Source organism: Pseudoxanthomonas sp. LH2527 (assembly GCF_022539275.1).
Classification (GTDB): domain Bacteria; phylum Pseudomonadota; class Gammaproteobacteria; order Xanthomonadales; family Xanthomonadaceae; genus Pseudoxanthomonas_A.
Genome location: NZ_JAKZBW010000017.1, coordinates 23,726 through 42,996, shown reverse-complemented (window position 1 = coordinate 42,996; position 19,271 = coordinate 23,726). Strand labels below are relative to the sequence as shown.

21 protein-coding genes and 1 tRNA gene are annotated in these 19,271 nt (G+C 67.8%); 12 read left to right on the top strand and 10 right to left on the bottom strand.

Features of this window, described 5'->3' with window-relative positions:
* Window positions 1-26: 26 nt before the first annotated feature.
* Window positions 27-500 (bottom strand): LEA type 2 family protein, encoded by a 474-nt coding sequence (locus tag MMG85_RS10665; RefSeq protein ID WP_055940818.1) that lies wholly within the window; start codon window positions 498-500, stop codon window positions 27-29.
* Window positions 501-901: 401 nt separating this feature from the next.
* Here MMG85_RS10665 and MMG85_RS10660 point away from each other — a divergent pair, with 401 nt between their 5' ends.
* The 3 genes from MMG85_RS10660 (at window position 902) to MMG85_RS10650 (ending at window position 6,207) form a co-directional block, all read left to right on the top strand.
* A complete protein-coding gene (locus MMG85_RS10660) occupies window positions 902-3,445 on the top strand; it encodes a glycoside hydrolase family 3 protein (RefSeq protein WP_241046027.1) in 2,544 nt (847 codons plus the stop codon).
* Window positions 3,446-3,569: 124 nt separating this feature from the next.
* Window positions 3,570-5,024: an MFS transporter gene (locus MMG85_RS10655; protein WP_241046026.1), complete on the top strand. Its 1,455-nt coding sequence runs from the start codon at window positions 3,570-3,572 to the stop codon at window positions 5,022-5,024.
* Between the two features lie 187 nt (window positions 5,025-5,211).
* Window positions 5,212-6,207, top strand: a complete 996-nt coding sequence (locus MMG85_RS10650) for an alpha/beta hydrolase (RefSeq protein ID WP_241046025.1) — start codon at window positions 5,212-5,214, stop codon at window positions 6,205-6,207.
* A 7-nt stretch (window positions 6,208-6,214) separates the two neighbouring features.
* On the opposite strand, the gene MMG85_RS10645 is transcribed toward MMG85_RS10650, so the two are convergent.
* Window positions 6,215-6,526 carry a hypothetical protein gene (locus tag MMG85_RS10645; RefSeq protein WP_241046024.1) on the bottom strand — a complete coding sequence of 104 codons (312 nt, stop codon included), beginning with the start codon at window positions 6,524-6,526 and terminating at the stop codon, window positions 6,215-6,217.
* A gap of 197 nt (window positions 6,527-6,723) precedes the next feature.
* Here MMG85_RS10645 and MMG85_RS10640 point away from each other — a divergent pair, with 197 nt between their 5' ends.
* A complete protein-coding gene (locus MMG85_RS10640) occupies window positions 6,724-7,239 on the top strand; it encodes a Rid family hydrolase (RefSeq protein ID WP_241046023.1) in 516 nt (171 codons plus the stop codon).
* 13 nt (window positions 7,240-7,252) lie between these two features.
* On the opposite strand, the gene MMG85_RS10635 is transcribed toward MMG85_RS10640, so the two are convergent.
* On the bottom strand, window positions 7,253-7,651 hold the full coding sequence (locus tag MMG85_RS10635; protein ID WP_241046022.1) for a hypothetical protein: 399 nt from the start codon (window positions 7,649-7,651) through the stop codon (window positions 7,253-7,255).
* A 192-nt stretch (window positions 7,652-7,843) separates the two neighbouring features.
* Here MMG85_RS10635 and MMG85_RS10630 point away from each other — a divergent pair, with 192 nt between their 5' ends.
* Window positions 7,844-8,170, top strand: a complete 327-nt coding sequence (locus MMG85_RS10630; RefSeq protein ID WP_241046021.1) for a hypothetical protein — start codon at window positions 7,844-7,846, stop codon at window positions 8,168-8,170.
* Here MMG85_RS10630 and MMG85_RS10625 read toward each other — a convergent pair.
* The 3 genes from MMG85_RS10625 to MMG85_RS10615 form a co-directional block, all read right to left on the bottom strand.
* On the bottom strand, window positions 8,167-8,451 hold the full coding sequence (locus MMG85_RS10625) for a hypothetical protein (RefSeq protein ID WP_241046020.1): 285 nt from the start codon (window positions 8,449-8,451) through the stop codon (window positions 8,167-8,169). The genes MMG85_RS10630 and MMG85_RS10625 overlap by 4 nt on opposite strands.
* 148 nt (window positions 8,452-8,599) lie before the next feature.
* Entirely contained in the window at window positions 8,600-9,310 is a 711-nt protein-coding gene (locus MMG85_RS10620) for an rRNA pseudouridine synthase (protein ID WP_241046019.1), read from the bottom strand.
* A 68-nt stretch (window positions 9,311-9,378) separates the two neighbouring features.
* Window positions 9,379-9,454, bottom strand: a tRNA-Phe gene (locus tag MMG85_RS10615).
* Between the two features lie 178 nt (window positions 9,455-9,632).
* On the opposite strand from MMG85_RS10615, the gene MMG85_RS10610 reads away from it, so the two are divergent.
* Window positions 9,633-10,085 (top strand): DUF6491 family protein, encoded by a 453-nt coding sequence (locus MMG85_RS10610; protein WP_241046018.1) that lies wholly within the window; start codon window positions 9,633-9,635, stop codon window positions 10,083-10,085.
* An 18-nt stretch (window positions 10,086-10,103) separates the two neighbouring features.
* On the opposite strand, the gene MMG85_RS10605 is transcribed toward MMG85_RS10610, so the two are convergent.
* The 3 genes from MMG85_RS10605 to ftsY all read right to left on the bottom strand — a co-directional run bounded on the left by MMG85_RS10605 (window position 10,104) and on the right by ftsY (window position 12,746).
* Entirely contained in the window at window positions 10,104-10,373 is a 270-nt protein-coding gene (locus tag MMG85_RS10605) for an oxidative damage protection protein (protein WP_241046017.1), read from the bottom strand.
* Window positions 10,374-10,376: 3 nt separating this feature from the next.
* Window positions 10,377-11,432, bottom strand: coding sequence for an A/G-specific adenine glycosylase (mutY, locus tag MMG85_RS10600; RefSeq protein WP_241046059.1), 1,056 nt, complete (start codon window positions 11,430-11,432; stop codon window positions 10,377-10,379).
* A 90-nt stretch (window positions 11,433-11,522) separates the two neighbouring features.
* A complete protein-coding gene (gene ftsY / locus MMG85_RS10595; protein WP_241046016.1) occupies window positions 11,523-12,746 on the bottom strand; it encodes a signal recognition particle-docking protein FtsY in 1,224 nt (407 codons plus the stop codon).
* A 119-nt stretch (window positions 12,747-12,865) separates the two neighbouring features.
* Here ftsY and MMG85_RS10590 point away from each other — a divergent pair, with 119 nt between their 5' ends.
* Window positions 12,866-13,162 (top strand): hypothetical protein, encoded by a 297-nt coding sequence (locus tag MMG85_RS10590; RefSeq protein ID WP_241046015.1) that lies wholly within the window; start codon window positions 12,866-12,868, stop codon window positions 13,160-13,162.
* 186 nt (window positions 13,163-13,348) lie between these two features.
* On the opposite strand, the gene htpG is transcribed toward MMG85_RS10590, so the two are convergent.
* The gene (htpG, locus tag MMG85_RS10585; protein WP_241046014.1) at window positions 13,349-15,247 is read right to left on the bottom strand and encodes a molecular chaperone HtpG; all 1,899 of its coding nucleotides are present in this window, start codon (window positions 15,245-15,247) and stop codon (window positions 13,349-13,351) included.
* A gap of 152 nt (window positions 15,248-15,399) precedes the next feature.
* Here htpG and rsmD point away from each other — a divergent pair, with 152 nt between their 5' ends.
* From rsmD to ggt, 5 genes are all read left to right on the top strand, one after another.
* The gene (gene rsmD, locus MMG85_RS10580; protein ID WP_241046013.1) at window positions 15,400-16,044 is read left to right on the top strand and encodes a 16S rRNA (guanine(966)-N(2))-methyltransferase RsmD; all 645 of its coding nucleotides are present in this window, start codon (window positions 15,400-15,402) and stop codon (window positions 16,042-16,044) included.
* Entirely contained in the window at window positions 16,041-16,550 is a 510-nt protein-coding gene (gene coaD, locus MMG85_RS10575; RefSeq protein WP_055936008.1) for a pantetheine-phosphate adenylyltransferase, read from the top strand. Before rsmD ends, coaD begins: the two co-directional genes overlap by 4 nt.
* A 46-nt stretch (window positions 16,551-16,596) precedes the next feature.
* On the top strand, window positions 16,597-17,091 hold the full coding sequence (locus MMG85_RS10570) for a hypothetical protein (RefSeq protein ID WP_241046012.1): 495 nt from the start codon (window positions 16,597-16,599) through the stop codon (window positions 17,089-17,091).
* Window positions 17,092-17,213: 122 nt separating this feature from the next.
* On the top strand, window positions 17,214-17,462 hold the full coding sequence (locus tag MMG85_RS10565; RefSeq protein WP_241046011.1) for a YfhL family 4Fe-4S dicluster ferredoxin: 249 nt from the start codon (window positions 17,214-17,216) through the stop codon (window positions 17,460-17,462).
* A gap of 104 nt (window positions 17,463-17,566) precedes the next feature.
* On the top strand, window positions 17,567-19,258 hold the full coding sequence (gene ggt, locus MMG85_RS10560; protein ID WP_241046058.1) for a gamma-glutamyltransferase: 1,692 nt from the start codon (window positions 17,567-17,569) through the stop codon (window positions 19,256-19,258).
* Window positions 19,259-19,271 lie beyond the last annotated feature (13 nt).

The window sequence follows — 19,271 nt, the reverse complement described above, 5'->3', positions numbered from 1 at the left end:
ATCGCGGATGAGGGGAGGCGCCGCGCTCAGCGCAGCACGCCGTCCAGGCCGGGGACGGGGTTGAGGGTGTTGCGGGTGTCGATGTCGAAGGTGCGCTGCTTGGCTTCTTCCGGCGTCGCCCCGGCGCTGCCCTTCAACGTGTACGGCAGGGTGCGGCGGCTGGCGAGCGCATCCGCCACCGCGATGCGGCCGGCGCTGGTGGGCGAGAAGGCGACCGTGACCACGTCCGCCGACTCCGGGCCGACCGACAGGCCGGGCGAGGCGCGCAGCTTGCCGGCCTCCTGCTCGCCGACCTGCACGTCGACCTCCACGGTGTCGAAGCGCATCGGGATGCTGCTGTAGTTCTGCAGGCGCAGGTCCACCGCCCACTGGCCATCGGCCTTCACGGTCAGCTGCTGCACGCTCACCGCGGGATCGGAGACCCGCCGGACCATGCCATCGCCGCAACCGGCCAGCAGGGCCGTCGCCGCGAGAAGTGCCAGCAGGGAAGTACGTCGCATCATGCCGCCGCTCCATAGGGGATGCGGCAGGATACTACGGCGTATGGCGAGCGGGATGGTGCGCCGGAGGCGGAATCGTCACGCAGGAGGATGTTGCGATGCAGCGAATCCGGAAGATCGCGGTGAGCCTCGATCCCGCCAATCCGCCACTTGCCTCGCCGACGCGGCGCCTGGAACGGGATTTTGGTTGACACCCTTCCGTGGCTTGGATATGACAGCGCTGTCAACCGAGTGGGGCCACGGAGGTCTGCACGCGGTTGTCGGTGCCGCCGACCCGGGCCGAGGGGTTCCAGAAGGTCTTTGTCGGTGCCGGAGCGCGCGTGGACGATGCATGCGCCCGGCATCCATCAGGCGTGCTTCGCAAAGATGCGAAGTGCGCCGTCATCCAAAGGGAGAAGTGAGTGAATCCGATCCGAGTGACCCTGCTGGGGGCCAGCCTGCTGGCCTGCCTGTCGTGTAGCGCCCAGAAGGAACCCGAACTGGCGCCCGCCGCTGCGGCCACGCGCGATGCCGCCGAACTGAAGGACTGGCCGGCGCTGAAGAGCAGCTTCGCGCGGGATCCTGCCGTCGAAGCGCGCGCCGCGGAGATCCTCGCCAGCATGACGCTGGAACAGAAGATCGGCCAGATGGTGCAGCCGGAGATCAAGTCGATCACGCCGGCCGAGGTGCGCACGTACTACATCGGTTCGGTGCTCAACGGTGGCGGTTCCTGGCCGGCGATGAACAAGCGCGCCAAGGTCGAGGACTGGGTCAGGCTGGCCGATGCCTACTACGACGCGTCGATGTCCACCGATGCGAAGATACCGGTGCCGGTGATATGGGGCACGGACGCCGTGCATGGGCACAGCAATGTCTACGGCGCGACGATCTTCCCGCACAACATCGGCCTGGGTGCCGCGCACGACGTCGAACTGATCGAGCGCATCGCCGAAGCCACCGGCCAGTCCACCCGCGCCACCGGCGTGTCGTGGACCTTCGCACCCACGGTCGCCGTGGCGCAGGACGCGCGCTGGGGCCGCACCTACGAGAGCTATTCCTCGCAGCCGGCGCTGATCCGCGAGTACGCCGCCGCCTACGTCAAGGGCATGCAGGGCCTGCTGGACAAGGACGGCAACGTCGTCGCCACCGCCAAGCACTTCATCGGCGACGGCGCCACCGACGGCGGCAAGGACCAGGGCAACGCCACGGTCACGCAGTCGCAGATGATCAACGTCCACGGCCAGGGCTACTACGGCGCGATCGAAGCCGGCGTGCAGACGGTCATGGCGTCGTTCAACAGCTGGAATGACGTGGCCGCCGCCAAGGACTACGGCAAGATGCACGGCACGCGCGACCTGCTGACGGTCGCGCTGAAGGAGAAGATGGGCTTCGACGGCTTTGTCGTCTCCGACTGGAACGGCATCGGCCAGGTCGCCGGTTGCAGCGACGACAACTGTGCGCAGGCGATCAATGCCGGCATCGACATGGTGATGGTGCCGGACAAGTGGAAGTCCTTCATCACCAACACGATCGCCCAGGTGAAGTCCGGCGAAATTCCGCAGGCCCGCATCGACGACGCGGTCATGCGCATCCTGCGCGTCAAGCTGCGCGCCGGTCTGTGGGAACACAAGCCGTCGGCCAGCCAGCATGCGGGCAAGCCGGAGGCATTGGTGCATCGCGACCTGGCACGCCGCGCGGCGCGCGAATCGCTGGTGCTGCTCAAGAACGACGGTGGCGCACTGCCACTGAAGAGGGGGCAGCGCGTGCTGCTGGTCGGCAAGAGCGCCGACAGCATTTCCAACCAGACCGGCGGCTGGTCGCTGACCTGGCAGGGCACCGACAACACCAACGCCGACTTCCCCAACGCCGACAGCATCGCCGCCGGCCTGCGCGAGCAGCTGGGCGAGGCGAACGTGCAGCTGCGCGACAGTGCCGAGGGCGTGGATCCGGCCAGTTATGACGTCATCGTCGCCGCGATCGGCGAAACCCCGTATGCGGAAACCAACGGCGATATCGTGCCGTCCGACACCGTGGCGCACAGCCGTCGCCACCCGGAAGACCTGGCCACGCTGAAGGCGGCGGCCGCCACCGGCAAGCCGGTCGTCACCGTGTTCCTGTCCGGTCGCCCGCTGTACGCCAACGACCTGATCAACCTGTCCAGCAGCTTCGTCGCTGCCTGGCTGCCGGGCACGGAAGGCAAGGGCGTCACCGACGTGCTGGTGGCCGGTATCGATGGCAAGCCGGCGCACGATTTCCGCGGCAAGCTGACCTTCCCATGGCCGGCCGTCGCCTGTCCGAAGGCCGACAGCACGCCGCAGTTCTCGCTGGACACCGGCCTGCGCTATGGCGACCGCAGCAACGTCGGCAAGTTGCCGGAAGATGCGACGGCCAGCTGCGGTGACGCCACCGCGATGGGCGTGTTCAACCAGTCCGATATCGCGCCTTTCACGTTGCAGATGGCCGCTGGCAGCGAAGAGCAGGCGGTGGGTTCGGACATGAACGCCATCCAGCGCTGGCCGCAGGCCAAGCCCGCGCTGCAGGTCGCCACGGTGCAGGTCAACACGCAGCAGGACGCCAAGGAAGTGACCTGGCTGGCACCGGCGCGCTTCTTCGCGCGAAACCCGTCGAAGAACAACCTCACCTCGATGGCGGCCGCCCGCGGTGCCGTGCAGTTCGACGTGATCGTCAGGCAGGCGCCCACCAGGCCGGTGCAGTTCACCGTCGGCTGCGGGGCGAACTGCGGCGCCAGCCTGGATCTGACCGCGACGTTCTCCGGCGACGCTGTCGGCAGGAAGCAGACGGTCAAGGTGCCGCTGGTCTGCTTCGGCAAGCTGGGCGCCGATCTGAGTGGCGTGGATACGCCTTTCAGCATCACCGCTGATACGCCGTTTGCCGCCGCCTTCACCAACATCCAGGTGGTGGCCGGCGCGGCCGATGCGCCCGACGCGGTGAGGTGCGCGCAGTAGCCAGGGTTTACCGGCGCCCCGTGGCGACACCGCGGGGCGCTGACGCAGTGCAAGTTGCAATCGCGCGGCGGCTCCGTAGGCTGGCCGCTCCGTCCGGATTCCATACCAGCAGGCATACCAATCCATGACCACCCAAACGACCCGATGGTCGCAGTTCGGCGTGCTGATCACCGTGTTCTTCTTCTGGGGTTTCGTTGCCGCCAGCAACGACATCCTGATCCCGGTGTTCAAGAAAGCCTTCAACCTGACGCAGGCGCAGAGCCAGTACGTCGCCGTGGCCTTCTACGTGGCCTATACCGTGGGGTCGCTGATCTATGTGGCGGTCTCCAAGATCATCGGTCTCGATCTGCTCAACAAGATCGGCTACAAGAACGGCATCTGCCTGGGCCTGGTGATCTCCGCGCTCGGCACGCTGCTGTTCTACCCGGCCGCCAACAGCGGTTCCTTCGGCCTGATGCTGTCGGGACTCTTCATCGTCGGCCTCGGTTTCTCGCTGCAGCAGATCGCGGCCAACCCGCTGGCCATTGTCATCGGTGATCCCAAGACCGGTGCGCAGCGGCTGACGCTGGCCGGCGGCATCAACAACTTCGGCACCACCATCGGCCCGCTGCTGGTCAGCGTGGCGATCTTCGGCAGCGTGCTGTCGGGCGGCACCGAAGCCAGCATCGAAAGCGTCAAGACGCCGTACCTGGTGCTGGGCGTGGCCTTCATTCTGGTGGCGATCTTCCTGAAGTTCTCTTCGGTGCCTAATCACATCGACCTGGAGAAGCTTTCGGAGTCGGAAGCGCAGGACACCAGCAAGCTCATCCACAAGAAGTCGGCACTGGGCTATCCGCAGCTGGTGCTGGGCATGATTGCCATCTTCGTGTACGTGGGCGTGGAAGTGTCGACCATCAGCAACCTGCCGGCCTACCTGGAATCGCCTGAGGGCTTGGGCCTGGAGACTTCGCAGATCGCGCCGTTCGTGTCGCTGTACTGGGCCAGCCTGATGATCGGCCGCTGGGGCGGCGCGGCCGGAGCGTTCAACGTCGGTTCCGGTGCCAAGCGCTGGCTGACGCTGCTGCTGCCGTACGTCGCGTTCGGCGTGTTCCTGGCCGTCAACGCGATCATGAAGCATGAGGTCTCGCAGTTCTTCGGCTACGCCGCCGTCATCGTGCTGATGATCCTGGCCACGCTGGCGAGCAAGGGCAACCCGGCGCGCATGCTGCTGTACTTCGCCATCTGCGGCATTGCCGCGCTGCTGATCGGCATGTTCACCACCGGCTGGACAAGCGTGGTGGCGTTCATCAGCGTGGGTCTGTTCTGCAGCACGATGTGGCCGTGCATCTTTGCGCTGGCCATCACCGGCCTGGGCAACAAGACCAACCAAGGCAGCAGCCTGCTGATCATGATGATCATGGGCGGCGGCTTTGTCAGCCTTGCGCAGGGCGCACTGGCGGATCAGGTGGGCGTGCATTTCAGCTTCATCGTCGGCGTGGTGTGTTTCGCCTACCTGGCGTTCTACGCCATCGCGGCCACCCGCACGTTGCGCAAGCAGGGCATCGACCTGGACAAGCTCGCCGCCAGCAGCGGCCACTGAGTGTGGTGCGCGCCGGAGAGAGGGCGGCGCGCATCCTCCAAGCCATCGGGCCACTCTCCGGCCCGGTGGCTTTTCTTTTGCCGGGCGCCGGGTGTAAAACCCACCAACGCACAGAGGCTCCTGGGCGAGGGAGGCGGCGATGGCGACGGCGAGGCGGGGCGGAACAGGGCGTCGCTGGGCGCTGCGCGTGCTGCTTGGGCTGACGGTGCTGGGGGCCGGCACCTGGGCGGCGTTCCAGCTGAGTCCGTGGCCGTCCGTCCTGCTGATCCGCTGGGCGTTCGACAAGGGCGCGGCCGAGGCCTCCGACGCCCTGCGCAAGCACCTGCCGCCGGGCGTCACCGAGCGGCGCGGCCTTGCGTATGACGCGGCGGACCCGGATGCGCTGCTGGACGTCTACTTTCCCGCGCAGGTGCAGGGCAGTGCGCAGCGATTGACCACGGTCGTCTGGATACATGGCGGCGGGTTCGTTTCCGGGCGCCGCGGCGACATCGCCAATTACCTGCGCATCCTGGCCGCGCGCGGCTTCGTGGTGGTCAATGTGGACTACGCCATTGCGCCCGGGGCGACCTGGCCCACGCCTGCGCGTCAGATCAATGGCGCGCTCGCCTACCTGCAGGCACACGCTGGTGAACTGAACATCGACGGCAACCGCATCGTCCTGGCCGGGGATTCGGCGGGTGCACAGATCGCGGCCGAAGTGGCCAATGCCACCACCTCGCCAGCTCACGCGGAGCGTGTCGGCCTGGTGCCCGCACTGCAACCCGGTCAGCTCGCCGGCACGGTGCTGTTCTGTGGTCCGTACGATGCGGGCCTGGTGCAGTGGGACAGCCCCTTCGCCGCCTTCATGCGCACCGTGCTGTGGTCCTATCTCGGCCGCAAGGATTTCCACGACGAGCCGCGGCTGGATGCATTCTCGGTTGCGCGCCATGTCACCCCCGCGTTTCCTCCTTCCTTCATCAGTGCAGGCAATGCCGATCCGCTGGAGCCGCATTCGCGCACGCTCGCTGCTGCGCTCGAAGCGAAGGGGGTGAAGGTGGATGCGCTGTTCTTTCCGAAGGACTACACGCCTGCACTTCCGCACGAATACCAGTTCAACCTGGACAACGAAGCGGGGCGCCAGGCCATGGAGCGCAGCGTCGCTTTCCTGCAGGGACTGGCACAGGACCCTGCTTCCGCAAAGTGAGCGCGGCTCAGCTGGCCAACGCCAGCCCGGCGGGCGCCGCCGCAGTACGCCGGCGGTCGGCGTAGCGGCACAACAGGCCGGCGCGCTGCCTAGCCCATTGTGTGGCCCAGCCGATCGCGCGCTCCTCGCAGCGCACCGCCATCTCGAACGGGGCGATGTCGCCCATGTCCACGCGCACGCGCAACATCAGGCCGGCGTTGACGGGGCGAATCTCGGCGATCAGCGTGTCGTCCACATACAGGTCGTGGCCGACATCCGTGCGCAGCCAGGTGAAGCGATCGGGAAGGACATGCGATGCCGTCTTCATGACGATGTTCACTCGATGATTCCGGAAAAGAAGGAGTGCGCCGACCTTGCGGCAGGCCGCGTCGAAGCAGCGTCAAGGCATGCGGCGGCCGATGCTCACTGCGCCCGGCATTCAGCGCAGGGTGACCGGCGTCATGGCCACGTGACGGATGGGACATGGCGAGCGGAGCATGTGGCGCAAGACTGCGGTTCCGACCCGAGGTGCCCGACATGATCCGCCTGACGTCCTGCCTGCTGCTGTGCCTGGCCGCACCGGTCATCCATGCGCAGGATGCGCCGACGCGCGAGCACTTCGCTCCGCCCGGTCACGAGGCCGCCTACCACGACTGGCACTACACGCCGGTCGTGAAGGTGGGCGACATGGTGATCGTCTCCGGCATTCCGGCGGCCGGCCCGGGCACCTATGAAGACAAAGTGCGGCGCATGTTCGAGGCGCTGGGCAAGCAACTGGCGCAGGCGGGCGCCACCTATGCCGACGTGGTGGAACTGACCACCTTCCACACCGGGCCCACCGACCCGCAGGGCTTCCAGGCCGAATTCGCCCGCTTCGCACCGATCCACCACGCGTTCTTCCCGACGCACTACCCCGCGTGGAGCGCCGTGGGTACCAGTGCGCTGTTGGCGCCGGGGGCGGTGGTGGAAATGCGCGCGGTGGCGATGATCGGTTCCGGTCGCGCACCGAAGGCGGACATACCGAAACCGGCACCACGACCGGCGATCCCGTGAGTGCCCTGCAGCGTCAGCGGCCGGTATCGCGCTTGGCCAGCATCATTTCGATCAGATCCAGGATCTCGGCCAGCGGTATGCCGTAGGACCCGGCATGACCGGCGTCGAAGGCCTGCTTCCATTGGTGGTAGCCGTCCAGATAGGCGGGGTCGGGCATGCCCTGGCCGACCAGTTCCGCATCGCTGCGCTCCAGTACCTGGCCGATGATCGGAAGGTGGGCGAAGGTGGTGATGACGCCATTGCGCAGGCCGGGGTGGCGGATGTGCGCATTGGTGACGCTGACGTGCAGGATCTCGCCGCCCAGCGGATGCTGATCGATGCGGTTGATGGTCAGTACCGGCGTTTCGGCGGCATGGCGCCCGAGGCAGCGCCAGCGTTGGCCAATCGCGTAGGAAGTGGAAACGTGCGTCATGGGCGGCCTGCAGGAATGGATCCCGAAGGATAGGCAGGGGCATGCCTGGTGTCCGCGAGAGCGGTGCCGTGAAACGCGACTCGCCCGATGCGGCAAAGTGCGGCTGCCAGTGAATGGACCCTGTCCGCGATTCCGTCTGTCGGTCCATCGCGCCCGCCGTTGTCCGGATTGATGCACGCGCGGCGATATCACATGTCGACCCCAGCCCATGCACACCCCGTGCAGTCGCGGGCGCAGATTCGCCACAACGAGCTTTCCATCATGCCGCTTGATTCAAACTCCCGATCCATCCTCGGGTGGTGCGTCGTGGCCGTCGTGCTGCTGGCCACCTGGTTGCATGGCAATGGCAAAGGCCCGGACCAGGGTCGGTCAGGCTGTGAACCGGCGCTCGGCTCGGTCCACGAAGTGCACGACTGCTCAATCTGCCATCAGGACGCGACATCGCGCGACGCCGCGATGACGGTGGAAGATGCGGCGCCGCGCACGACCCGCATCGCCGCTACTGCGCCAGGCAGTTAATCCGGCGGACAACGTCCGGCCGCCTGCTCGGCTTTCGCCGCCTCCAGTGCTGCATTGGCGGCGGCCGATTCAGTCGCGGCTTCCGACAGCTTCTGCTGGTTCTTTTCGGTAGGCGACGTCACCGTGCGCTGGCGGATCTCTTCGTAGGCTTCGTCCACGTTCTCGGCAGCCCGCTGCTTGGCGGCAACACTGGCACAGGTGGGCGCATCGCCGCCACGCGCAGCGGCACCGCTACCGCAGGCAGTGAGCAGGAAGACGCACAACAGGGTGGGCAGTCGCATGGCCGATCCTCGGAAAACCTGCGGCCAGCCTAGTCGTCATGCGTGCACAGGCATGTGAAGCGGCGTGGCGCGCGCGTGGGCAGCCGCTCCACGCTGTGCCCGCTTGCGGACTCCCCTGCGGACAGCGGATGCGTCCGCCGTAGTCGGCCTAGAAGCGCGTACCGGTCGGCAGGTAGCGCCACTGCCCGGCGGGCATCTTGGACAGGGCGACACGACCCACCCGCAGGCGCCGGATCGACACCACGTCCAGTCCACCTTCCCGGCAGCGGTGGCGCAGCTCGCCGGGCTGCACGTCCTTGATCGCGAAGCGCAGCCGCACCTCGTTCTGCCAACTGACCTTGCAGGGCGCCAGGCCGCGTCCCTGGTAGGTGGGTACATGGCCGATGCGGCTCAGCGTGTAGGGACCGGTCTCGCCGCGGATCTCCACCACGAATTCCTGCTCGATCTGCGCATAGTCCTCGGTCAGGCGACGCCACACGCGTCCATCCTGGCTGAGTACGATCAGTCCGCTCGCCTCCGTGTCCAACGGCATCAGCGCGGTCAGCCGCTGCAGGTGGCGCTTCAGCGGGCGAACGCCACTGTCGTCGTCGGCGATGTGCGTGGCCGGCACGGCCAGCGCGGCGGCGTCCTGCCAGGCGACGCCTTCGGGCTTGTGCAGCAGCAGTGTGGCCGGTTCGCTGGCGGTGAGTTTCGCGGCGGGATCGATCTCGACGCGCTCGTCGGTGACCGGGTGCTGGGGTGCTTCCACCGTCTCACCGTCGACCGTGACCCAGCCGCCTTCGATGTACTGATCGGCCTCCGCGCGCGAACACCCCGTCAGTTCGGCGACACGCTTGGCAAGGCGGATGGGCTCGGGCATGGACAAGTGCGGTGCTCCTGACGGGCACGAAAAAGGCCTGCATCGCTGCAGGCCTTCCGTAAACGATATGGTGGCCCGGGGCGGATTCGAACCACCGACACGCGGATTTTCAATCCGCTGCTCTACCAACTGAGCTACCAGGCCAAGGTCTTTCGCGGTACGGACGTACGGCGGGAAGAGGCGCAATGATACGGACCCCCCGGGGCGATGGCAAGCCGGACAGGCGCTGAATGGCGGGTCTTCGGGCTGCCGCGGGCCCGCCGGGGCGGGGGCATCATGCGTCCGGAAGTGTGCCCCTCCACGCACCGACAGGTAACCGACCATGAAACACGCGACGCTTCTTGCCCTGCTGATGGCGACGATGCTGGCCGCCTGCGCCACCGGCCCCCAGCAGACGGATGCGGAAAAGTTGGCCTTCTACCGCAGCCACGCCGGCGAGCCGGTCAAGGACTTCCGCTATTTCGGCGCCATCAATGGCTGGTCCCCCTTGGGCGATGGCGCGCTGGCGGTGTGGACCAAACCCAGCGAGGCCTTCCTGCTGGAGCTGTCCGGGCCTTGCCTGGACCTCGACTACGCCGCGGCCATCCGCATCACCCACTTCGGCAGTCGGGTCTCGGCGCGCTTCGACGACGTGATTCCGCTGGGCGCAGGCACGTCCAGCATCAAGGTTCCCTGTCGTATCCAGACCATCCGCCCACTGGACGTGAAGGCCCTGCGCGCCAGCCAGAAAGAACTGCGCGAAGCCGCCGCGGTGGAGCGCGAAGCGAAGAGCTGAGAACGAAGCCGGTCCCGATTACGGCGTGGGCACGTAACCGGCCGGCTTGTCCGCGCCGCCGCCGAACAGGAACTTCTCCAGTTCGGTCTCCAGGAAGGCGCGATGCTTGGGATCGCGCGGCGACAGCCGGTTCTCGTTGATCAGCATGGTCTGGTGCGCCAGCCACGCCGCCCAGGCGGGCTTGCCGATATCGGTGTAGATGCGCTTGCCCAGCTCGCCGGGGTAGGGGACGAAGTCGAGCCCTTCCGTTTCGCGTTGTTCGTACTGGCAGAAGACGGTGCGCGGCATCGGTCAATTCCCTAGCAGTTTGCGGATCGGCGCCGGCAGGCCCAGCGCGGCCAAATCGCCACGCGCCACCCAGCGCAGACCGTCATTGTCGCGCACCACGTCGCGCAGGGCGATCTTGCGCAGGCGCTGCAGCTGCAGATGCAGGCGGTAGTGGCTGAAGGTATGCACGATGACGGGCAGTTCTTCCGCGGCGTCGTAGTTTCCCTTGACCTCGCGCGCGAACCACTCGCGCATGCCCGCATCGGTATCCGCCTGCGGCAGCGTCCACAGCGACGCCCAGATGCCGGTCTCCGGCCGCCGCTGCAGCAGGATGTCGCCTTCCGCGTTCTCCAGCCACAGCGCCACGGCCTCGCGTTCGGGCAACACCTTGGATGGCTTCGAGGTCGGCAGCGCGGCGGTAAGACCGTCGCGACGCGCCACGCAATCGTCCTGCACGGGACACACCACGCAGGCCGGCTTGGCGCGCGTGCACAGGGTGGCGCCGAAATCCATCTGCGCCTGCGTGTAGTCGGCCAGGCGACCGTCGGGTACGTCGTGCAGATGTTCGTCGGCCAGCGTCCACAACCGCTTTTCCACCGCCGGCAGGCCGGGCCAGCCGACGACGCCATGCAGACGCGTCAGCACGCGCTTGACGTTGCCATCGAGGATGGGGAAGCGGTCGTTCCACGCCTGCGAGAGGATCGCGCCTGCGGTGCTGCGGCCGATGCCGGGCAGCGCATGCAGGGCGTCGAAATCGCGCGGCAGTTCGCCGCCGTGCGCGGCGACGCAGGCTTTCGCCGCGGCATGCAGGTTGCGTGCGCGGGCGTAGTAGCCCAGCCCGGCCCAGTGCGCCATCACGTCGTCGGTGGACGCGGCCGCCAGGTCGGGCAGGGTCGGGAAGCGCTCGACGAAGCGCAGGAAGTACGGGATGACGGTGGTCACCTGCGTCTGCTGCAGCATGATTTCCGACAGCCACACGCGATAAGGCGTGCGCGGATACTGCCAGGGCAGATCGTGGCGGCCGTGATCGTCGAACCACGCCAGCAGGCGGGAGGCGAAGGAGTCAGCGCTCACGTGCAGCGTCCTGTGGGAGCAACGTCAGCCGCGATCGACCACTGCGATGGCGTCATCGCGACTGACGTCGCTCCCACAACAGCAGAGGCTCCGATGTCAGCTGCCACCCAGCGCTTCCGGCAACAGCGCATCGACGAACGATTCCGCATCGAACACGCGCAGGTCTTCCACGCGCTCGCCGATGCCGGCGTAGCGGATCGGGATGCCGAACTCGCGTGCCAGCGCGAACACCACGCCGCCCTTCGCCGTGCCGTCGAGCTTGGTGACCACCAGGCCGGTGACGCCGACGGCGGCATGGAACTGGCGCAGCTGCGAGAGCGCGTTCTGGCCGGTGGTGCCGTCGATCACCATCAGCACTTCGTGCGGTGCGCTTGCGTCGATCTTGCCGAGCACGCGGCGGATCTTGCCCAGTTCGTTCATCAGCCCGGTCTGCGTGTGCAGGCGGCCGGCGGTGTCGGCGATCAGCACATCGGTGCCGCGCGACTTGGCCGACTGCAGGGCATCGAAGGCGACCGACGCGGCATCCGCATCCTGGCCCTGCGCGACCACGGGCACGCCGTTGCGTTCGCCCCAGGTCTGCAGCTGCGCGACCGCGGCGGCGCGGAAGGTGTCGCCGGCGGCCAGCATCAGGCTGTGGCCGTCCTGCTTGAAGCGGCGCGCCAGCTTGCCGATGGTGGTGGTCTTGCCCACGCCGTTGACGCCCACGGTCAGCACGACGAAGGGCTTGCGGCTGGCATCGATGACCAGCGGTCTGGCGACCGGCGCGATCAGCGCGATGAGGTCGGCGCGCAGCGCCTTCAGCAAGGCCTGGGCGTCGGCGAATTCGCGCGCCTTCATCCGCTTGCGCAGGTCTTCGATGATGGCGGTGGTCGCCGGCACGCCGACGTCGGCGGTCAGCAGCGCGGTCTCGATCTCATCCAGCAGGTCGTCGTCCAGGCGCGGGTTGCGCGTGAACAGGCCGGCCAGGCCCAGCGCGGCGCTGGTGCGGCGCAGACGATCGCGCCAGCCGGGCTTGCCGGCCGGGGCAGCAGGAGCGGCATCGACTCCAGGCTCACTGTCCAGCGCTTGCGCTTGCGCGGGCGATGGCTCGGGCGTGGTGGCGGGCGCCGCCACTGGCGCCGGCGCGGCTGCCTGGCTTTCCCCCTGATCCGCCTGCGGCACGTGCTCGCCCGTCGAGGGGGCAGAAGGCGGAGCCGTGTCTTCCGGCAGCGACTCGCTGGGCGCGCGCGGGAAGGCGGCGGCGAGTTCCTCGATGCTGGGACGGGTCTGGGCGGTGTCGGCACCGTCCTGGGGCTTCTTGCGGCGGAAAAAACCGATCATTGCAGGGGGTATCTCGAAGAGGGCGACATGCTACCACCCGGCTGTCGGGCGCTTGGACACAGGACTCAAGTGGGGCCGGGGATGGCCGATATCGAGGGCGGAGAACCCGGAGTCCCCGCATGAACGCCATCACCGGCATCGCCACCTCGGGCCTGCGCGCCGCCTCGCTCGGCATGCAGGCCGCGGCGCACAACATCGCCAACCTGGCCACGCCCGATGCCACGCGGCAGTCGGTGGCGCTGTCGGCCGAGGTGGGCGGTGTGTCCGCGCGCGTGGTCGCGGCGCCCGCCGATCCCGGCGCCCCGATCGAGGACGTCGCCGCGATGCTGACCTACAAGGCGATGGCCGGCGCCAACCTGTTCGTGCTGAAGGTGGCGGACCAGACGCTGGGCGGGTTGCTGGACGTCAGCGCCTGAATTGCACCCCGTAGCCCGGGTAGAGCGCAGCGAAACCCGGGACCACGCGATCTCCGATGCGCTGTCGAAGCCCTCTACGCAAACAGCCCCCGGGTTTCGCTGCGCTCTACCCGGGCTACGGAGCTGCGCTCGCCCCTCATCCGCCCTTCGGGCACCTTCTCCCCGCATGCGGGGAGAAGGGATCCCTCAGGCCGACAGCTCAAGCAGCAGCGCGTTGAGCCGCTTCACGTAGCCGGCCGGGTCCTTGAGGCTTTCGCCGGCGGCCAGCGCGGCCTGGTCGAACAGCACGCGGGTGAGGCTGGCGAAGCGGTTCGCGTCGCTTTCGGCGTCGAGCTTGGCGATCAGCGGGTGGTCGGGGTTGTACTCGAACACCGGCTTGCTCTCCGGCACCTGCTGGCCGCTGGCTTCCAGCAACTGTCGCATCTGCAGGCCGAGATCGCCCTGGCCGATGGCGAGGATGGCGGGCGAGTCGGTCAGGCGGTGCGAGACGCGCACGTCGGCCACGTCCAGGCCCAGCACGGTCTTGATGCGGCTGGTCAGCGCTTCCTTCGCCTTGGCGCTTTCTTCCTGCGCCTTCTTGTCGTCCTCGCTGTCCAGCGCGCCCAGGTCCAGGTCGCCGCGGGCCACGTCGACGAAGGACTTGCTGTCGAACTCGGTCAGGTAGCCCATCAGCCATTCGTCGATGCGGTCGGTGAGCAGCAGCACCTCGATGCCCTTCTTGCGGAAGATCTCCAGGTGCGGGCTGTCCTTGATCTGCGCGTGGGTGTCGCCGGTCAGGTAGTACAGCTTGTCCTGGCCTTCCTTCATGCGGCCCACGTAGTCCGCCAAGGAGACACTTGGCTCGCCGGCGGCGTCGTGGGTGGAGGCGAAGCGCAGCAGGCCGGCGATCTTCTCGCGGTTGGCGTAGTCCTCGGCCGGGCCCTCCTTCAGCACCTGGCCGAAGTGGGTCCAGAACGCCTTGTAGTCCTCGGGCTTGTCCCTGGCCAGCTTCTCCAGCATGTCGAGCGCGCGCTTGGTCAGCGCCGAGCGCATCGAGTCCACTACCGGCCCCGACTGCAGGATCTCGCGCGAGACATTGAGCGACAGGTCGGACGAATCCACCACGCCGCGCAGGAAGCGCAGGTACAGCGGCAGGAACTGCTCGGCCTGGTCCATGATGAAGACGCGCTGCACGTAGAGTTTGAGGCCCTTGGCGCCGTCGCGGTGGTACAGGTCGAACGGCGCGCGACCGGGCACGTACAGCAGGGAGGTGTATTCCAGCTTGCCTTCGACCTTGTTGTGGCTCCACGCCACCGGGTCGGTGAAGTCGTGGGCGATGTGCTTGTAGAACTCGGTGTATTCCTCGTCCTTGATCTCGGACTTCGCACGCGTCCACAGCGCGCTGGCCTTGTTGACCGCTTCCCATTCGGGAGCTGCGGGCGCATCTTCGCCGTGATGCTCCTTCGGCATCTCGATCGGCAGGCCGACGTGGTCGGAATACTTCTTGATGATGCCGCGCAGCTTCCAGCCGTCGGCGAAGCCTTCCTCGCCGTCCTTCAGGTGCAGCACGATGCGGGTGCCGCGCTCGGGCTTGTCGACGGTGGCGACCTCGAAATCGCCTTCGCCGGCGCTGGACCAGTGCACGCCCTCGCCGGCGGGCAGACCGGCGCGACGGCTGAACACGTCGACGCTGTCGGCCACGATGAAGGCGCTGTAGAAGCCCACGCCGAACTGGCCGATCAGGTTGGCGTCCTTCTTCTGGTCGCCGGACATCGCGCGCAGGAACTCGCCGGTACCCGACTTGGCGATGGTGCCGAGGTGGGCGATGGCTTCGTCGCGGCTCATGCCGATGCCGTTGTCGTCGATGGTCACCGTGCGCGCAGCGGCATCGAAGCCGATGCGGATGCGCAGGGTGGGGTCTTCCTCCAGCAGCTTCGGGTCTTTCAGCGCCTCGAAGCGCAGCTTGTCGGCGGCGTCGGCGGCATTGGAGACCAGCTCACGCAGGAAGATCTCCTTGTTCGAATACAGCGAGTGGATCATCAGCTGCAGCAGCTGCTTCACTTCGGCCTGGAAGCCCAGTGTTTCCTTGCGGGTTTCGGTGGTCATCGTGGACGTGCTCCTTGGATCGTCATGCGGGCCGCCGGCGCGGCCGATGGCTCCCGGTATATGGGTGGGGCGGCCGATTTCAACCCGCGATGTCCTGCAGGAAGGGCGCGTCGGGGTCGTATCATGCGGAGCCTTCCGCTCCCGGCTTTCCGATGCCCCGCAACGTTCGTCGCCCCCCTGCCGCGCCTGCCGCCGCCCCGCGCGGTACCGGCCAGGTCCGGATCATCGGCGGGCGCTGGCGTGGCACGAAGCTGGCGGTGCCGGAGCGTCCCGGCCTGCGGCCCAGCAGCGACCGCGTGCGCGAGACCCTGTTCAACTGGCTGATGCCGGCCCTGCCGGGTGCGCGCGTGCTCGACCTGTTCGCCGGCACCGGCGTGCTGGGGCTCGAAGCCCTGTCGCGCGGGGCCGCGCAGGCGATGCTGGTGGAACGCGACCCCGGCCTCGCCGCCGCGCTGCGCGAGGCGGTGGCGAAGCTGGCCGCGCCGGCCGAGGTGCATGCGGCGGATGCGCTGGCCTGGCTGGGCGGCCGCCAAGAGGCCTTCGATCTGGTGTTCCTGGACCCGCCGTTCGCCGACGGCCTGTGGGACCGCGCGCTGGAGGCGCTGGTGCCGCGGCTGGCGCCCGGGGCCTGGATCTACGTGGAATCGCCGGTGGACGTCGTGCCGGCGGTTCCACCGGACTGGGCCCTGCACCGGGAGGGCCGGACGCGCGAGGTCCGCTACGCGCTGTATCGCGCCCCGGGCCATCACGCCGCTGTTACACTTCGGCCCGACGACCCGCCGGCGACGACTGAATGACTGTGGCGCGCACCCGGACGGCCGTGTACCCCGGCACGTTCGACCCCATCACCAACGGCCATATCGACCTGATCGACCGGGCCGCGCCGCTGTTCGAGCGCGTGATCATCGGCGTGGCCGAGAGCCCGGGCAAGGGACCGGCGCTGCCGCTGGCGCAGCGGGTCGCGCTGGCCCGCGAGGCCGTGGCCCGGCACCCGCATGTGGAAGTGCAGGGCTTCGACGGCCTGCTGGCGCACTTCGTCAAGGCGGTCGGCGGCGGTGTGCTGCTGCGCGGCCTGCGCGCGGTGTCCGACTTCGAATACGAATTCCAGCTGGCCAGCATGAACCGCCACCTGATCCCGGAGGTCGAGACGCTGTTCCTGACCCCGGCCGAGCAGTACGGCTTCATTTCCTCGTCGCTGGTGCGCGAGATCGCCCGGCTGGGCGGCGACGTCTCCGGCTTCGTGCCGCCGGCGGTCACCGCGGCGCTCAAGGCGCAATGGCAGCAAGACAAGCAGGGCGCCTGAGCGCCCCACCGTTTCGACAACCGTTTCACCAGGAGGGGGATTACCCATGAAGAAGATCGCAACCCGCATGCTGCTCACCGCCTGCCTCGTGCTGCCGTTCGCGGCATGCAAGAAGCAGGACGAAGCCCCGGCCGAGCCGGCCGAAGTCGCGCTGGTCGCGCCGACCACCGCCGAAGACGGTCCGTGGAAGGAATACCTGAGCAAGGTGGTCGACGCCAACATGGGCACGATCACCAGCACCCCGTACGTGTACTACCTGCCGGCCGAGACCGACCCGGAGTTCGACGCCAAGTACGGCCGCCAGCTGGAGCAGGCCAAGGGCGCCGTGGCCCGTGGCGTGAGCAGCGGCAACCTGATCGCGTTCGGCTCGCCGAACAGCACCAAGATCGCCGACCTGGCCGTGGCCGCGTTTGAAGGCGCCGCCGTCGACTCGTTCAAGGGCGTGCGCGTGCTGTTCATCGGCAAGGCCGAGGACAGCGAGCGGGTCAAGGCCGCCGTCACCCCGAGCAGCGCCGAATACGTCTTCGTCGAAGCCAAGTGACCTTTCCGCGCGTGGCCGCCGGTGGCGGCCACGCCTTTGCGGAAAGGTCATCCCCGCGAAGGCGGGGATCCAGTGACTTCTAGCCGTCACTGAGTCCCGTTTCGACGGGAGCAATGGAAGTCATGTCCCTCAAGATCAACGAACTCTGCGTCAACTGTGATGTCTGCGAGCCCGCCTGCCCGAACCAGGCCATCTCGATGGGCGAGACGATCTATGTGATCGATCCGGCGCGCTGCACCGAATGCGTCGGCCATCATGACGAGCCGCAATGCGTCGTCGTGTGCCCGGTGGAATGCATCGACCCCGATCCGGCGTATCCTGAGACCCACGAAGTACTGCTGGCGAAGATGCTCCGGCTGCAGGTCGGCTGATTCCGCCACGGCGCGTGCTTCGTCCCGGTAGCTGTCCAGGAGAAGTCGTGATCCATCGCCGTCTGTTCGCCCTGTTGTTCGTTGTCGCGTTCGCGCCCGCCACCCTGGCCGCCGACGCCGCCCGCACCCCTGCATCCCCTCCGCATCCGCCCGGTGCCGCCATCGCCAGTGCGCATTCGCTCGCCACGCAGGCGGGGCTGGATGTCATCGCGCAGGGCGGCAACGCCTTCGACGCGGCCATCGCGGTGTCCTCGACGCTGTCGGTGGTGGAGCCGATCAGTTCCGGGCTGGGCGGTGGCGGCTTCTTCCTGCTGCATGACGGCAAGACCGGCAAGGAGGTCTTCATCGATGCGCGCGAGACCGCGCCCGCTGCGGCCACGCCGGACAAGTACCTGCTGGCGAACGGCGACTTCAACCGCGACCGCGCCGAGAACGGTCCGTGGGCGGCCGGCATTCCCGGCCTGCCCGCCGCGTTCGTCCACCTGGCGGAGAAGTACGGCAAGCTGCCGCTGAAGACTTCGCTGGCGCCGGCGATCCGGGTGGCGCGCGACGGGTTTCCGGTCTACGCGCGGATGGCGCGCGGTTATCAGGCGCGCCGCGAGGTGATGGAGCGCTACAAGGGCACGCGTTCGGTGTTCCTGGCCAATGGCCAGCCGATCAAGGAAGGCGACGTCTTCAAGCAGCCCGACCTGGCACGCACGCTGGAACGTCTGGCGGCGCAGGGTTTCGACGGCTTCTACCGCGGCGAGACGGCGAAGCTGCTGCTGGCCGGCGTGAAAGCCGAAGGCGGTCAATGGACGGCGAAGGAACTGGCCGGCTACAGCGTGCGCGAGCGCGAACCGCTGACGTTCAAGTACAACGAGTGGCAGGTGACGACCGCACCGCCGCCGTCGTCCGGCGGCGTGGCGCTGGCGCAGATGCTGCAGATCCTCGACGCCTACGATCTGTCGAAGCTGGACGAGGCGCAGCGCACCCACCTGGTGGTGGAAGCGATGCGCCGCGCGTTCCGTGACCGCACGTTCTATCTGGGCGATCCCGACTTCGTCGATATCCCCATGAAGACGCTGACCAGCCCGTACTACGCGGCCGGCCTGCGCGCGACGATCAATCCGGACAAGGCCACGCCCAGCGATCAGCTGTCGGGCCGGCAGACGCCGCTGGAAGACGAAGAAACCACGCACTTCTCCATCATCGATGCCGAAGGCAACCGCGTGGCCGGTACCCAGACGGTCAATCTGCTGTTCGGCTCGGGCCTGGTGCCGCCGGGCACCGGCGTGCTGCTGAACAACGAGATGGACGACTTCGCGTTGAAGCCGGGTACGCCGAATGCGTTCGGCGTGATGGGTTACGAGGCCAATGCCCCGCAACCGGGCAAGCGCATGCTCAGCTCGATGACGCCGACCTTCCTGGCATCGCCGGACAAGGTCGCGGTGCTGGGCACGCCCGGTGGCAGCCGCATCATCACCATGGTGCTGCTGGGCGTGCTGGGTTACGACGCCGGCCTGGATCCGCAGGCGGTCGCGGCGCTGCCGCGTTTCCACCATCAGTGGATGCCCGACCTGATCGAGATGGAGACCGACGCGCTGACGCCTGCGTCGCAACAGGCGCTGGAAGCCATGGGCCACGCGTTCAAGGTGCGCGGCAACAGCGCGCAGGGCGGCCGCGGCTCCAGCCATGTCTGGGGCAACCTGCAGACTGTGGAGTGGGACAAGGCCACCAACACGCTGCGGGGTGGCAGCGATCCGCGCAATTCGGTGGGGGCGGCGAAGGTGGTTGAATCCGCTGCGAAGCCCTGAAATCTGTCTTGTG

What these genes read in the sequence shown, in the direction of transcription:
- MMG85_RS10610 (WP_241046018.1), top strand. Translation starts at nt 9,633, where the DNA reads ATGAAACACGCGACGCTTCTTGCCCTGCTGATGGCGACGATGCTGGCC.
- MMG85_RS10605 (WP_241046017.1), bottom strand. Translation starts at nt 10,373, where the DNA reads ATGCCGCGCACCGTCTTCTGCCAGTACGAACAACGCGAAACGGAAGGG.
- MMG85_RS10655 (WP_241046026.1), top strand. Translation starts at nt 3,570, where the DNA reads ATGACCACCCAAACGACCCGATGGTCGCAGTTCGGCGTGCTGATCACC.
- coaD (WP_055936008.1), top strand. Translation starts at nt 16,041, where the DNA reads ATGACTGTGGCGCGCACCCGGACGGCCGTGTACCCCGGCACGTTCGAC.
- MMG85_RS10625 (WP_241046020.1), bottom strand. Translation starts at nt 8,451, where the DNA reads ATGCGACTGCCCACCCTGTTGTGCGTCTTCCTGCTCACTGCCTGCGGT.
- MMG85_RS10570 (WP_241046012.1), top strand. Translation starts at nt 16,597, where the DNA reads ATGAAGAAGATCGCAACCCGCATGCTGCTCACCGCCTGCCTCGTGCTG.
- htpG (WP_241046014.1), bottom strand. Translation starts at nt 15,247, where the DNA reads ATGACCACCGAAACCCGCAAGGAAACACTGGGCTTCCAGGCCGAAGTG.
- MMG85_RS10590 (WP_241046015.1), top strand. Translation starts at nt 12,866, where the DNA reads ATGAACGCCATCACCGGCATCGCCACCTCGGGCCTGCGCGCCGCCTCG.
- MMG85_RS10635 (WP_241046022.1), bottom strand. Translation starts at nt 7,651, where the DNA reads ATGACGCACGTTTCCACTTCCTACGCGATTGGCCAACGCTGGCGCTGC.
- MMG85_RS10665 (WP_055940818.1), bottom strand. Translation starts at nt 500, where the DNA reads ATGCGACGTACTTCCCTGCTGGCACTTCTCGCGGCGACGGCCCTGCTG.
- ftsY (WP_241046016.1), bottom strand. Translation starts at nt 12,746, where the DNA reads ATGATCGGTTTTTTCCGCCGCAAGAAGCCCCAGGACGGTGCCGACACC.
- rsmD (WP_241046013.1), top strand. Translation starts at nt 15,400, where the DNA reads ATGCCCCGCAACGTTCGTCGCCCCCCTGCCGCGCCTGCCGCCGCCCCG.
- MMG85_RS10630 (WP_241046021.1), top strand. Translation starts at nt 7,844, where the DNA reads ATGTCGACCCCAGCCCATGCACACCCCGTGCAGTCGCGGGCGCAGATT.
- MMG85_RS10640 (WP_241046023.1), top strand. Translation starts at nt 6,724, where the DNA reads ATGATCCGCCTGACGTCCTGCCTGCTGCTGTGCCTGGCCGCACCGGTC.
- MMG85_RS10565 (WP_241046011.1), top strand. Translation starts at nt 17,214, where the DNA reads ATGTCCCTCAAGATCAACGAACTCTGCGTCAACTGTGATGTCTGCGAG.
- MMG85_RS10620 (WP_241046019.1), bottom strand. Translation starts at nt 9,310, where the DNA reads ATGCCCGAGCCCATCCGCCTTGCCAAGCGTGTCGCCGAACTGACGGGG.